15 protein-coding genes are annotated in these 13244 nt (G+C 70.2%); 8 read left to right on the plus strand and 7 right to left on the minus strand.

Going from position 1 to position 13244, the window contains the following annotated elements; all coding sequences use genetic code 11:
• Positions 1-1515, minus strand: a complete 1515-nt coding sequence (locus MME74_RS06925; protein ID WP_267418019.1) for an ABC transporter substrate-binding protein — start codon at positions 1513-1515, stop codon at positions 1-3.
• Positions 1516-1607: 92 nt separating this feature from the next.
• The gene (locus MME74_RS06930) at positions 1608-2534 is read right to left on the minus strand and encodes an alpha/beta fold hydrolase (protein WP_267418020.1); all 927 of its coding nucleotides are present in this window, start codon (positions 2532-2534) and stop codon (positions 1608-1610) included.
• 172 nt (positions 2535-2706) lie between these two features.
• On the opposite strand from MME74_RS06930, the gene MME74_RS06935 reads away from it, so the two are divergent.
• The 3 genes from MME74_RS06935 (at position 2707) to MME74_RS06945 (ending at position 4438) form a co-directional block, all read left to right on the plus strand.
• Positions 2707-3183, plus strand: a complete 477-nt coding sequence (locus tag MME74_RS06935) for a carboxymuconolactone decarboxylase family protein (protein WP_267418021.1) — start codon at positions 2707-2709, stop codon at positions 3181-3183.
• A complete protein-coding gene (locus MME74_RS06940; protein ID WP_267418023.1) occupies positions 3180-3902 on the plus strand; it encodes a tyrosine-protein phosphatase in 723 nt (240 codons plus the stop codon). The genes MME74_RS06935 and MME74_RS06940 overlap by 4 nt, the downstream gene beginning before the upstream one ends.
• A 65-nt stretch (positions 3903-3967) precedes the next feature.
• Entirely contained in the window at positions 3968-4438 is a 471-nt protein-coding gene (locus tag MME74_RS06945) for an SIP domain-containing protein (RefSeq protein ID WP_267418024.1), read from the plus strand.
• 4 nt (positions 4439-4442) lie between these two features.
• Here the strand turns inward: MME74_RS06945 and MME74_RS06950 are convergent, their stop codons facing one another.
• From MME74_RS06950 to MME74_RS06965, 4 genes are all read right to left on the minus strand, one after another.
• The gene (locus MME74_RS06950; RefSeq protein WP_267418026.1) at positions 4443-4886 is read right to left on the minus strand and encodes a Fe-S oxidoreductase; all 444 of its coding nucleotides are present in this window, start codon (positions 4884-4886) and stop codon (positions 4443-4445) included.
• Positions 4883-5686, minus strand: coding sequence for an arginase family protein (locus tag MME74_RS06955; RefSeq protein WP_267418028.1), 804 nt, complete (start codon positions 5684-5686; stop codon positions 4883-4885). The genes MME74_RS06950 and MME74_RS06955 overlap by 4 nt, the downstream gene beginning before the upstream one ends.
• Before the next feature lie 65 nt (positions 5687-5751).
• Positions 5752-6495: a PspA/IM30 family protein gene (locus tag MME74_RS06960; protein WP_267418029.1), complete on the minus strand. Its 744-nt coding sequence runs from the start codon at positions 6493-6495 to the stop codon at positions 5752-5754.
• 58 nt (positions 6496-6553) lie between these two features.
• Positions 6554-8596: a TPM domain-containing protein gene (locus MME74_RS06965; protein ID WP_267418030.1), complete on the minus strand. Its 2043-nt coding sequence runs from the start codon at positions 8594-8596 to the stop codon at positions 6554-6556.
• Between the two features lie 122 nt (positions 8597-8718).
• Here MME74_RS06965 and MME74_RS06970 point away from each other — a divergent pair, with 122 nt between their 5' ends.
• Genes MME74_RS06970 through MME74_RS06990 form a run of 5 tightly spaced genes read left to right on the plus strand, consistent with a single transcriptional unit; the run spans position 8719 to position 12791 of the window.
• Positions 8719-9558 carry a DUF3097 domain-containing protein gene (locus tag MME74_RS06970; protein WP_267418031.1) on the plus strand — a complete coding sequence of 280 codons (840 nt, stop codon included), beginning with the start codon at positions 8719-8721 and terminating at the stop codon, positions 9556-9558.
• A 52-nt stretch (positions 9559-9610) separates the two neighbouring features.
• Complete coding sequence (gene trmB, locus MME74_RS06975; protein WP_267418032.1) at positions 9611-10336, plus strand: tRNA (guanosine(46)-N7)-methyltransferase TrmB; 726 nt, start codon at positions 9611-9613, stop codon at positions 10334-10336.
• Positions 10333-11220, plus strand: coding sequence for a CPBP family intramembrane glutamic endopeptidase (locus MME74_RS06980; RefSeq protein WP_267418033.1), 888 nt, complete (start codon positions 10333-10335; stop codon positions 11218-11220). Before trmB ends, MME74_RS06980 begins: the two co-directional genes overlap by 4 nt.
• Positions 11221-11276: 56 nt before the next feature.
• Positions 11277-11669, plus strand: coding sequence for a DUF1304 domain-containing protein (locus MME74_RS06985; protein WP_267418034.1), 393 nt, complete (start codon positions 11277-11279; stop codon positions 11667-11669).
• Between the two features lie 45 nt (positions 11670-11714).
• Positions 11715-12791 (plus strand): DNA polymerase IV, encoded by a 1077-nt coding sequence (locus tag MME74_RS06990; protein ID WP_267418035.1) that lies wholly within the window; start codon positions 11715-11717, stop codon positions 12789-12791.
• A gap of 12 nt (positions 12792-12803) precedes the next feature.
• On the opposite strand, the gene MME74_RS06995 is transcribed toward MME74_RS06990, so the two are convergent.
• Positions 12804-13205 (minus strand): RidA family protein, encoded by a 402-nt coding sequence (locus tag MME74_RS06995; RefSeq protein WP_267418036.1) that lies wholly within the window; start codon positions 13203-13205, stop codon positions 12804-12806.
• Between the last annotated feature and the right edge of the window lie 39 nt (positions 13206-13244).

The following is a 13244-nucleotide window of genomic DNA, read 5'->3' on the forward strand; positions in this document are numbered from 1 at the left end:
TTACTTCTCAGCGGAGACGGTGACGTCGGCCAGGTTGATGCGCGAGTTGATCGAGTCCTCCGGGAACCCGGAGACGATCGGGCTCACCGCGGTGATGGTCTCGCCGTTGTACAGCCAGTCCGCGGCGTGGTCCTCCGACACGATGCGGGCAGCCTGCGCGAGGAGATCCGCGGACTTGTCCGGGTCGACCTCCTCCAGCGCCTTCGCGTACAGGTCCTGGACCTTCGCGTTGTCGTAGCCGAAGTAGTAGTCCGGGTTGGCGAAGTTGCCGAAGTCGCGCGGCTCGACGTGGAGCACGAAGCTCAGGTCGTAGTCGTGGTTGGTGTACACGTCCTCCAGCCAGGTGGGGAACTCGACCGAGTTGACGTCGAGCGTCACGCCGACCTTCTTGAAGTCGGAGATCAGCACCTTCGGGACCGTCGTGCCGTAGAACGAGGGGATCGTGAGGGTCAGCTCCAGGTCTTCCTGACCGGCCTCGGCCAGGAGCGACTTGGCCTTCTCCGGGTCGTAGGAGATCACGTCCGACAGATCTTCGTAGCCCGGGTCGAGCTCGGGGATCGGACCGTACAGGGTCGTTCCGGCGCCGACGGCCTCGATCAGGCCCTCGTGGTCGATCGCGAGTCGCAGCGCTTCGCGCACGCGCACGTCGTCCAGCGGAGCCTTCTTGTTGTTGAAGGCGAGCGTCGCCTTGTCGGTCGTGCGTCCCTTCGTCAGGGTGAAGTCGCCCTCGAGCTGCGATGCGAGGTTCGGGTCCACGGCGGTGAGCACGTCGACGTCGTGGGCGAGGGCCGCGTTGACGCCCGCCGTGAAGTCGGGGATGTACTGGAACTCGACCTGCGCGACGCCGGCCGCCTCGCCCCAGTAGTCGTCGTTGCGCGCGAAGGTGATGCTGCTGCCGGTGTTCCAGCGCGTGAGCGTGAACGGCCCGGTGCCGTTCTCCGCCGTCTTCAGATCGGTCTTGTCGCCGGTCTTGAACACCAGGCCGGCGGGACCGGTCAGTGCGAAGAGGAAGTTCTGGTTCGGCTCGGAGAGCACGATCTTCACCGTGGTCGCGTCGGGTGCGGTGATCGACGTGACGGCGGCGAACTCGGCGTTGCCCTGCACGGTCTTGTCGGTGCGCACGGTCTCGTACGAGGAGACGACATCGGCCGACGTGAGCGGGGTGCCGTCGTGGAACACGATCCCGTCGCTCAGGCTGAACGTGTAGGTGAGGCCGTCGTCGGACACCTCGTAGTCGGAGGCGAGACGCCCTTCGACCTCGTTGTCCTGCGTTCGGCTGACCAGGCCCTCGTAGATGTTGTCGATGAGGATCTGCTCGAGCGCGGCGCCACTGGTGTGGCGGATGTCGAGGTTGGTCGGCTCGAGGACGAGGCCGACGTGCAGGGTCGCGTCGGGGTCGGGCGAGCTCGGTGCGCTGGACGGCGCCTGGTCGGGGGTGCCGGAGCAGGCGCTCAGGATCACGGCGGTGGCCGCGAGCGCGGAGATCAGCGCGAGACGTCGGGTGCGTCGGAACATGGGCGTTTCCTCTCGGTGCGGCATTTGCTGTGTGCCGTCGGATCGAGCCTAGAGATGCGTGGCGGGGTGCGGGTCGGGTGTGGAACGGAACGTCATATTCCGCGAGCGGAGGATGCCGATTCGATGAGGGAGGCCAGGAGGACCGGCGCGGTCTCCTGGACATTGTGCGTCGCGTCCAGGACCACGACGCGGGCGGAGGGCACGCGCCGCTGCAGCTCGGCCGCATCCGCGGCGCTGACGAATCCCCGCTCGGCGCGGACCAGGGTGATCGGGGCGCTGACCCCGGCCAGGTCGTCCCACCCCGTCTCGTGCAGGACCGACGGCGCGGTCGCGGAGCCGGCATCGTGGGCGGCCAGCGCCTGGGCGGCGAGGTGGGCGAAGTGGTGCTTCCACTCCACGCGTCCGTCCGGGCGCACGCGGGTGTTGAGGAACACGCCGCGCTCGGTCTCGGCGCGGTTGCCGCCGAAGCCGAGCGACATCGCCTTGTCGACGAGCTCGTCGCGGGTCGCGAAGTCGGTGGGACCGGCGTAGAACTCGCGCAGCGCGGCGGGTCCCGCGGTCACATCGATGCCGGGAGTGATGTCGACGATCACGAGCTCGGCGACGAGGTCGGGTCGGGAGGCGGCCAGTGCGGCGCCGGTGAGGCCGCCGAGCGACTGCCCGACGACGATCTGCGGCGCGGCGGTCCAGGCCTCGAGCGCCGCCGCGACATCGCGGGCGAGCGTGCGCGGCGTGTAGTCGACGTCGTCCCGCCAGGAGGAGTCGCCGTGTCCGGCGAGGTCGATCGCGAGCAGCGGCTGCCCGAGGGCGAGGGCGGTCGTGTCCCAGGTGTGGGCGTTCAGCCCCGCCCCGTGCAGGAGCGTGACGCGCGGAGGCTCCGTCCCGAAGCGCAGGGCGCTCAGGGTGCGTCCGTCATCGAGGGGGAGGCTGAGGCGCTGTGTTTCCGGAAGCGGAACGCCGAGCGCATCGGCCTGTGCGGGAAGATAGCTGAACTCGCTGATGTCGATCGCCACGTCCACATTCTGCGCCCTTGCGGGGACGCCGGAGAAATGCGAGAGCATCATGACAAGTGATTTCGGACTCGCGCCGTAACTTATGTACATAATTCTCGGACTTGGGTTGGCAGTTTGCATTCGCTCTGATATCGCGCCCTCTCGGGCCACGAGGCCCCCGGCCGAATAGCATGGAGTCATGAGCGAGACGCGCGTGCACCTGTCCAAGACCGAGCCGACCGCCTACCAGGCGCTGGACGCCTTCTCGAAGACGGTGGGCGAGATCTGCGCGGCCAACGGCATCGACGATCGCCTCAAGGAGATCGTCATGATCCACTGCTCGCAGCTGAACGGGTGCAGCTACTGCACCCGGATCCATGTCGACAGGGCCGTTGCGGCGGGCATCGACACCGACACGCTCACCCAGATCCCGTCGTGGCGCGAGAGCGGTGTGTTCAGCGAGCGGGAGCGCGCGGCGCTCGAACTCGCGGAGGCGTTCACGTTCATCGCCGAGGACGGCATCTCCGACGAGGTGTACGACCTCGTCGGAAGCGTCTTCACCGAGAAGGAGTACGCCGCTCTGAGCTGGGCGTGCGTGTCCATCAATGCGTTCAACCGCATCGTGATCGCCGGCCGCTACCCGGTGCCGCCCCGCACTCCGCAGGCCCAGGCATGACGATCCTCGACGTCGAGGGCGTCACGAACGTCCGCGACGTCGGCGGCATCCCGGCGACGGGCGGTCGCATCCGCTCCGGCGTGCTGCTGCGGTCGGGCCAGCTGTCCGGGGCGACCACCGCCGGCGCGGCGGCAGTGCGGTCGAGCGTGCGGCACATCGTCGATCTTCGCGACGGGGAGGAGGTCGCGGCGGAGCCCACCGAGATCGAGGGGCCGGCTACCACGCACCTTCCGCTGTTCCTGGGTTCGGTCCGCTCCTTCTTCGAATCGGACACGAGCCTCGACGATCTCTACCTGCACCTTCTCGAGGAGAGCGGCGAGCGCCTGGTCGACGCCATCCGCGTCATCGCGGCGGGGGAGCCGACGCTCGTGCACTGCACGGTCGGCAAGGACCGCACCGGGGTGACCGTCGCTCTGGCGCTCTCGGCCGTCGGCGCCGATCGTGAGGCCGTGATCGCGGACTACGCGCTCACGGAGTCGCAGCTGCCCGCCCAGCGGTCGCGGCGCATCGCCGAGTATCTGCGGGCCCAGCATCCGGAGGCCGTGCACGCGGTGGCCCTCGCCACCCAGTCGCCCGCGCCCGTGATGCGCCGACTCCTCGAGCAGGTGGACGAGCGCTGGGGCTCGGCTGCCGGCTATCTGCGCGCGAACGGCATGACCGAGGGCGAGCTCGCGGACCTGAAAGCGGCCCTCGTCGAGCCGGTGCCCTCGCCCCGCTGACCCCGGCGGATACTCAGCTGGAGCAAGGTTAGGCAAGCCTTCACTTGGTGTACGATGAGATCACCATGGACACCTCGCTCGAGACCCGCAGCACGCGTGCGGAACGCCGCGCAGCACGTCAGCGCGCACACCACCTGGTGACGGCGGACGAGCACTCGCTCACCGAGCTCGAGGTCTTCCTGACGACTCTGCCGCTCTGCGCCTCCGGCCGCATCTTCATCGAGGTGCCCGAGGTCTCGGACATCGGCGTGATCGACGCTCCCGGGCGTATGACCGTCACCTGGCTCGCTCGCGAGCAGCGCTCGGGCACCCCCGGCAGCGGTCGTGCCTGCGCACCGGGTCAGGCTCTGGCGCGGGCGACCTGCGCCTGGGCCGACGAGATGATGTGCGACGACGAGCTGGAGACCAAGGTCACCCTCCTCGGCGGGTACCTGGGAACGGCCGACATCGTCGAGCACCTGACGAACGCGCTGGAGATCTCGCCGGCGCTCATCCACGCACCGGAGCGCTTCGGTCTGCTGCCCGCCGACCGCTGACGCCTCAGCGCGAGCGTCGCACGTAGTTGCCGTCTTCCAGACCGGCCTCGATCTCGAAGCGGTTGCGGAGCGGGTCACGGCCCGCGAACAGATACAGGAACGGCATCAGGAAGCCGTAGCGGAGCCACTGCGCCTTGTGCACCGCCTCGTGACGGAGGACGGCGTCGGTGGGTCGGGCGTCGCCCGTCAGGAAGCAGCCGCCGACGCACACGCCGCCTCGATTGAAGGTCCGGCTCGGCATGCCCTGGAAGATCCACAGACCGGCGCGGCGCTCGACAGGTCCGGTGCTCCACAGCGAACCCCAGAGCCAGCCCACCGCGGTGCCCCAGGCGTAGCCGAGGCGGCTGACCGGGGAGCGGAGCAGGAAGGCGGGGATGCGACGGTCGAAGCGCCGCCCGCGGGCCAGCGCCTCTTCGGCCGCCGGCCGCCAGTCGTCGCGCGCGCTCATGCCACGGCCCCGACCAGCCGCAGGAGCGCACCGAGGTCGTCGACCGCATCGGCGGGTGAGCGCGGTGCGAAACCGGCAATCGTCGCTCCGGCGAGAGGCACCTCCGTGCGCAGCGCACGGATGGCGGCGCTCAGGGCGGCCGGGGAGAGACCGAAGGGCACCGACGACGAGACGCCGGCGAAGTCCGAGGGGTCGAGCACATCGACATCGATGTGCACCCATACGCGCGATGCGCCGGTGGCGCGCACCGCATCGAGCAGTGCGTCCGGTCGTTCGAGGTCCTCGACCGAGAGGTTCGTGAGCGGGTCGAGCTGCTCGACCTCCGCATCGTCGAGGTTGCGCATGCCCACGGTCACCACACGGTTCGCAGGGATGGCGGGGGAGAGCACGAGCTGCTCCTCGCCCTCGCCGAGCAGAGCGCGCAGCGCCATCCCGGAGAAGGCACCGGACGGCGAGGTCTCAGGGGTGTGCATGTCGGCGTGCGCATCGCACCACACCACGGCGAGGTCGTCCGTCCCGCCCGGGAGCGCGTCCAGCGCCGCGACCGTGACGCTGCAGTCGCCGCCGATCACGACGGTGTCGGCATCGACGTGTCCGTGCACCAGCTCGCGGGTGCGTAACAGCGCGCTCAGGCGGCGGACGCCCGTGCCCAGGGACTCGCCGGCCTCGACCGGGACGTCGAGCACCGTCGTGGCTGCGCGGGGGAGGTCGCCGGCGATCGCGGAGGCGCCGTCGACGAGGAGCATGGCCCGCGGTGCGGGGGAGCCCTGCCACTGCGGGATGACGAGGAATCGCACCATGGGTGCCTCCGAAGAAGAGAGGGCGGATGCCCGGGGAGCGCGTCCCCGGACATCCGCCGGTCGTGTCAGTTGCCTTCGATGGCCTGACGGGGAGCGCTGCCGCCGGCCTTGAGCTCGGCGAGACGAGCCTCGACCTCGGTCAGCTCGCCGAGGTCTTCCAGGCTCTCGAACTGGGCGTCGAGGCTGGACGCGGCCAGCTCGATCTTGCCCTGCGCGATGGCCTCCTGACGGCGGACCTTGTCCTCGAACCGGCCCAGCTCGCTGGTGGGGTCGAGCACGTTGATCGAGCCGACCGCATCCTGCACCTTCGTCTGCGCCTCGGCGACCTTGGCGCGGGCGAGGAGCTCGCTGCGCTTGTTCTTGAGCTCGACGAGCTTGTCCTTCATGCCGTTCAGGCCGCTCTTGAGCTTGTCGACGATCTCGGTCTGCGCGGCGATCTGCGGCTCGGCACCGGTGGCCTCGCGCTCGGCGCTGATCTGGCGCTGGAGCGCGATCTTGGCGAGGTTGTCGAACTTGTCGGCGTCGGCGGCGTTGCCGCTGGAGCGCATCTCGTCGGCCTTGCGGCTGGCGGCGAGGGCCTTGTTGCCCCACTCGGTCGAAGCCTGGACGTCTTCCTCGTGGTCGCGCTCGAGCAGACGCAGGTTGCCGATGGTCTCCGCGATGGCGGACTCGGCGTCGGCGATGCTGTTCGTGTAGTCGCGGACGAGCTGGTCGATCATCTTCTGCGGGTCTTCTGCGGAGTCCAGCAGGGAGTTGATGTTCGCGCGGACGAGGGTCGAGATTCGTCCGAAGATGGACTGCTTGGTCATGCGTGATTCCTTTCAGAGGGCGTCTTCGAGAGCTTGGCGTAAGTGTCTGTGTAGGGGATCAGAAGCGTCGACCTCCCGATCGGCGACTGGAGCCGCGAGAGCCCCCGCCGCCGCCGAAGCCGGAGCTGCGGAATCCGCCGCCACCGGAGGAGCGCCAGCCGCCGCTGCTGCTCCGGTGCGAGGAGCCTCCGCCGCCACCGCCGGCGAGCAATCCGCCGATGATGCCGCCGAGGATGTCGCCGCCGATTCCGGAGCCGCCGGACGAGGAGCCGGATCCGCCGAACAGCCCGCCCAGGCTGTCGTTCCCGTAGCCGGGCGGCTGGTAGGCCTGCATGTCGGCCTGGGCCGCGGAGGTGGCCTGCCCCGCCAGCGCGAGAGCCCGATTGGCCTCCGCCAGCGCGGCCTCCGGATCGTTCGCGCGCAGGTTCAGCGCCTGGTTCAGGCTGGCTTCGGCGTTGGCCAGACGCGTGCGCGCGGTGGAGCCCACGGTGCCGCGACGCGTCTCGATGAACTCCCGGGCGGCGCGGATCTCCGAGTTCGCCTGCGCGAGGGTCTGCTCGAGCATCTGCTGCACACGGCGAGCCCGTTCGACGCCCTCCTTGCCCTGCGCGATCGCGGCATCGATCTGGGCGTTCGCGGCGGTGAGCGCTTCGAGTACCCGCTGCGGGTTGCGTGCGGACCCGGCGAGGTCGGACTGTGCGACCTGGAGCTGCTGGGCGGTCGTCGAGGCGGCTGCCGCGATCGAGCCGTCGGCATCGGGCAGCTGCTGAGCGGCGGCGAGGTCTCCCTGCAGCTCGGTGACGAGAGCCTGGGACTGCGCCTCGATCGCGGAGAGCTCGCTGCCGAGGGTCGTGACCGCCTGGGCGAGCTGCGCGGCCTGCGCCACGGACTGCTCCGCCGTGCGGATCGCGAAGGCCGCCTCACCGGAGCGGCCGGCCGCGATCGCCTGCGCCGCCGCGTCGATCGAGCGATCCGCGAGATCCGCGCGCTCACGGGCCTGAGCGGGGTTGTCCGCCACCATCGCGAGCGCCGCGGGGGCGTAGGTCGCAGAGAGCGCGGCGAGGGCCGGTGCGGCCGCGGCGAGGACGGGCTCCACCGCGGCACGCTCACCGCGGACGCGCTCCAGCTCCTGCGGGGCGTTCTGCTCCAGCTTGCGGAGGGCGTCGAACGCCTCGGTGTTGTCGTCCAGGACGTCGTCGATCTCGTCGGCGATCTGGATGATGCGGATGTGCCAGGCCCGACGGTCGTGGATCGTGTCCTCGATCTCGTCGTCGAGCTTCTGCTTGAGGTCGAACGCCTCCGCGATCTTGGCCTTGGCGGCATCGACGACGCGCGTGAACTCCTCGGTCGCGCCCTCACCGAACTGAGCGACGGCGAAGCCGAGCTCCTCCTTGCTGGAGGTGATGGCGTCGTCGGCCTGCACGAGCGCGAGGCCCGCCTGCGTCTCGACCTGTTGGTCGGTGAGGGTGGAGAACGGGTCCGCCGGATCCGGCGTCTCGGGCATCGCGCCCCGCTCGCGGATCTCGGCCCTGCGGCGGGCGCGGCGCACGAGCGCGACGACGAGCCAGATGAGGAGTGCGGCGGCGATGACGCCGATCACGATCAGCGTGACTCTGAGGGCTCCGGCACCTCCGTCGCCCTGGATCTCGTCCGCGGCGAGCGTGATCGCCCCGACCCAGTCGCCCTGGGCGGCGAGCGGGACCATCTTGTCCTCGATCGCGTCGAGCTGATCGAAGCTCACCGGGCCGTCGGAGTTCGCGTGGATGAAGTAGTTGCGCCCGTCGACGGCGATCGCGAGGAGGTACTGATCCGTTCCGAGCCCGTTCGCCTGCGCGACCGTGTCGGCCCAGCCGACGCTGTCGCTCGGATTCGTGAAGTCGTCGACGAGGACGACGAACAGGTCGGCGCTCGAGTTGTCGGTCAGCTCCTGGAGCCGCGCTTCGACGGTGGCCTCGTCGTCGGCACTGAGCACGCCGGCCTGATCGGTGACGTACCCGGCGTCGAGGGTGACCGGATCGGTGGCGGAGGCCGCGGAGGCGGTGAACGCTCCGGCGACTGCGGCCAGCGTGAGGGCGGCCAGCGCCAGCCACCGTTTCGTCATCGTGTTCCCTCCGACCGGCAGCCGAGCCCCATGCCATGAGTCTATGCACAGAGCCCGACACGCGACAGCATCAGAGGCGGGTTCGCCGTTCGCCCTGAGCGGAGACACATACGCTGGATGGCATGGACGACATGTACGGAGCGGATGTGCTGGCGACCGGCTGGCGCGAGCGCGGTGCGAAGCAGGTGCCGCAGATCGCGGCGGAGACGGATCTCGTCGTCGAGGTCGCGGACGACGGCTTCTGCGGCGCGGTCACCCGCGTGCAGGGCGGCAACGTCGAGCTGGAGGACCGGGTGGGCCGCCGTCGGCTGTTCCCGCTCGGCGGAGGCTTCCTCATCGACGGGGCTCCGGTCCGCCTCGTCCCGCCCGCTGCGAGGGAACAGGGTCCGCGCCGCACGGCCTCCGGGTCCTTCGTCGTCGCCGATCAGCGGGCGCGGGTCGCCCTGCCCAGCCGCATCCTCGTCGAGGGCAAGCACGACGCCGAGCTCGTCGAGAAGGTCTGGGGCGCGGATCTCCGCGTCGAGGGCGTCGTCGTCGAGTTCCTCCAGGGCGTCGATCTGCTCGATGAGCTGCTCGCCGCCGAGCCGCCGAGCGCGACACGGCGCTACGGCGTGCTCGTGGACCACCTCGTCCCCGGGTCGAAGGAGTCGCGGATCGCGGAGGCGGTCGCCCGCGGTCCGCACGGCCGCCACATCCGCATCGTCGGACACCCGTTCGTCGACGTCTGGCAGTGCGTGACGCCGCGCGCCCTCGGCATCGCGAAGTGGCCCGAGATCCCGCGCGGAACCGACTGGAAGACGGGCATCTGCCAGGCGTTCGGCTGGCCGTACGAGACGCAGGGCGACACCGGGCGGGCGTGGCAGCACATCCTCTCCAAGGTGACGACCTATCGGGACCTGGAGCCCGCGCTGCTCGGTCGGGTGGAAGAGCTCATCGACTTCGTGACGGCCCCGCCGGCCTGACGCGGGTCTGCACGCGCGGAACGCGGCGGGCCCGGCGGCTACCCTGGAACACATGCCCGAACCCCGTACCTTCCGAGACGAGCCGGTGTCTTTCGTGCGCCGCAGCGGCCGGATGTCCGACGCGCAGGAGCGCGCCTTCACCGAGCTCGGCCCGCACTATCTGCTCGACGTCCCGCGCGACGTCGCCTGGACCTCGGTGCACCCGGAGGCGCGCCTGGACCCGGCAACCGAGTACGGACGCGACGCCGACCTCTACGTGGAGATCGGATCCGGCCAGGGGCACGCGATCGTGGCCGCGGCCTCCGCGCGCCCCGACGACGACTTCCTCGCCGTGGAGGTGTTCCGCGCCGGCCTCGCGCGGACGATGCTCGACGCCGATCGGGAGGGCGCCCGCAACCTGCGCGTGGTCGAGGCGAACGCCCCCGAGGTGCTCTCGTCGTACCTGCCCGAAGCCGCGGCTCGCGAGGTGTGGATCTTCTTCCCCGACCCGTGGCACAAGAAGAAGCACACCAAGCGACGCCTGGTGCGGCAGGGGTTCGGCGACACCGCGGCACGGGCGCTGCGCGACGGCGGGCTCCTCCGCCTCGCCACCGACTGGGAGGACTACGCGCTGCAGATGCGCGAGGTGCTCGACGCCGAGCCGCTGTTCGAGCGCGCGTTCGAGGGGGAGTGGGCGGAACGCTTCGACGGACGCGTCATGACCGCGTTCGAGCGCAAGGGCATCGCGAAGGGACGCGACATCCGCGATCTGGTCTATCGGCGCAGGGCTCGCGCGTGACCGACGTGCGGCGCGTCACGCCGCTGCGGGTGGGCATCGCGCCCGCCGTGCTCGTGTGCGCCGCTGCTCCGGCCTTCTTCGTGCTGGAGATCCCGTGGCTGGGCTGGCTGCTGCTCGCTCTCGGGGTCGGGTCCGCCTGGCTGATCGAGCGGGGCCGGAACGTCGAGGATCAGGTGGTGCGCGTCGGGGCGCAGCGTGACACGGCCTCGGTGGTCGGTGTGCGCCCACCGTCGCTCACCCGCGACCTCTCGCTGATCGCCATCGGCATGCTGATCGTCAGTGTCATCCCGCTCGCCGCCGAGCTGGACAACCTCGCGATGCTGCGCTTCACGCTCGCGCTCGGCGGCGCCGTGGCGGTGCCGTACGTCGTCTCGCGGTTCGTGTATCGCGACCGGGCGATCGGCTTCCCGTGGCGTACGCACCGTCGCTGGGGCCGGTTGCAGTGGGGATGGCTCGTGGCGGTACTGGTGCTGGGCTGGCTGATCCTGCCGTTCTACTTCATCACCAGCGGCGTCTATCAGAACTGGCCGGTGGTCGACACGCCGGAGCTGATCGCCCGGCTCTTCGTCGGCGTCGGCGCGGTCGGCATCTGGGACGAGCTGTTCTTCATCTGCACGGTGTTCGCGCTGCTGCGCCGTCACTTCCCGGATCTGGTCGCGAACCTGCTGCAGGCCATCGTGTTCGTCTCGTTCCTCTGGGAGCTGGGCTATCGCGAGTGGGGACCTCTGCTCACGATCCCGTTCGCCCTGCTGCAGGGCTACATCTTCCTCCGCACGCACTCGCTCGCCTACGTCGTCACGGTGCACCTGCTGTTCGACGCCGTGGTGTTCGCCGTGCTCGTGCACGCGCACAATCCCGGGCTGCTGCCGATCTTCCTCGTCTGAGTGCTCCGGCCGCGTCCGGCTTGCCCCGCGACCCCGGTGAACGGGAGAATCAGCCCATGCTCATCGTCGGTCTCGTCCTCGCCGCAGCGGCCGCTGCGTTCCACGTCTTCATCTTCGCGCTCGAGTCGCTGCGATGGACCGACCCGGAGACGAGGAAGATCTTCGGTCTCGCCAGTGAGGCGGATGCGATCACGATGAAGCAGCTCGCCTTCAACCAGGGCTTCTACAACCTCTTCCTGGCGCTCACGACCCTGCTCGGCATCGGTCTGGTGATCGTGGGGGCGCAGACGGTCGGCCTGACCCTGGTGTTCGCAGGCACGGCCATGATGTTCGCCGCCGCCCTCGTCCTGGTGCTGTCGGACCGCTCGAAGGCTCGCGCCGCGCTGATGCAGGGGACGCTCCCGCTGCTCGCGCTGATCGCCACCGGCATCGGCGTCGCCATCGCCTGACGGTCATGGGGTGACATCCGCCCCCGCAGCAGTCACACTCTTTGCATGGCCGACTGGGTGCTGCACGTGGACATGGACCAGTTCATCGCCGCCGTCGAGGTCCTGCGTCGCCCGGAGCTCGCCGGTCTCCCGGTGATCGTCGGCGGTCGCGGTGACCCGACCGAGCGCGCCGTCGTGTCGACCGCCTCGTACGAAGCGCGCAAGTTCGGGATCGGCTCGGGGATGCCCCTCAAGATCGCGGCTCGCAAGGCGCCGGAGGACGCGGTGTTCCTGCCCGTCGACCACGAGGCCTATGCGGTCGCCTCGGGGGACGTGATGGCGGCGCTCCGAGCGCTGCCCGAGGTCGTGCTCGAAGTGGTCGGATGGGACGAGTGCTTCCTGGGCGTCACGACGGATGATCCGGAGGGTGTCGCCCGCCGCGCCCAGGCCGCCGTGCTCGCCGCGACCGAGCTGCACTGCTCGGTCGGCATCGGCGACAACAAGGTGCGCGCCAAGATCGCGACCGAGTTCGGCAAGCCCCGGGGGATCTTCCGGCTCACGGCGGAGAACTGGTTCGAGGTCATGGGCGACAAGCCGACCCGCGACCTCTGGGGCGTGGGCTCGAAGGTGCAGAAGCGTCTGGCCGCGCACGGCATCGAGACCGTGCGCGAACTCGCCGATGCCGACGAGGAGGCGCTCGTCGCGGAGTTCGGCCCGCGGATGGGCGTCTGGTACCACGGCCTGGGATCCGGGATCGGGCCGAGCACCGTGGACGACACGCCCTGGGTCGCCCGCAGTCACAGCCGGGAGACGACCTATCAGCAGAACCTCACGACGCCGTCGCAGGTCCAGGGTGCGATCCGGGAGCTCGCCGTCCAGGCCTTCGACGACTGCAGCGCTGAAGGTAGGCCGGTCGTGCGCGTGCACCTGAAGGTGCGGTACGCCCCGTTCGACACCAAGACGATCGGACGGAAGCTGCCGCGTCCGACCGAGGACCGCGAGGAGTTCGTCGCCGCGGCACTCGCGCTGGGGACGACGCTCGACCCGGAGCGTGAGGTCCGGCTGCTCGGTGTGCGCGCGGAGATGACGATGCCGGATGACGCGGACGGCGCCGAGCGGACGCCGGTGCGCGGACGGATCTGAGTCCGCCGGCCCTCAGTCGCGGATGACGGCAGCGACCGCGCTCACCTCGATGAGGGCGCCGGGGACGCCCAGCCCCGCCACGATCGCCGCGGTCACGAGGGGCGGGGCGCCTTCGCGCGCCAGCCTCGACGCGACCGCGCCGTAGGCCGCGCGAAGATCCGCCTCCTGATGGATGAGGACGGTCCAGCTGACCACGTCGTCGAGGCCGGCCCCGGCGGATTCGAGAGCGATGCGGGCGTTCTCCACGGCGCGCAGCGACTGCTCGCCGGCGTCCGCGGAGACGACCTTCCCGGTCTCGTCGATGCCGTTCTGGCCTCCGACGTAGATCGTCGTGGCGCCGGGAGGCACGACGGCGACGTGGCTGAATGCGGGGCTCACGACGAGTCCCTCGGGCTGAGCGAGTGTGATCTCCATGCCCACACTCTGCACCCGGGGGCGGACATCGGGAACCCC

The organism is Microbacterium oxydans (genome assembly GCF_026559675.1).
Lineage (GTDB): Bacteria > Actinomycetota > Actinomycetes > Actinomycetales > Microbacteriaceae > Microbacterium > Microbacterium oxydans_D.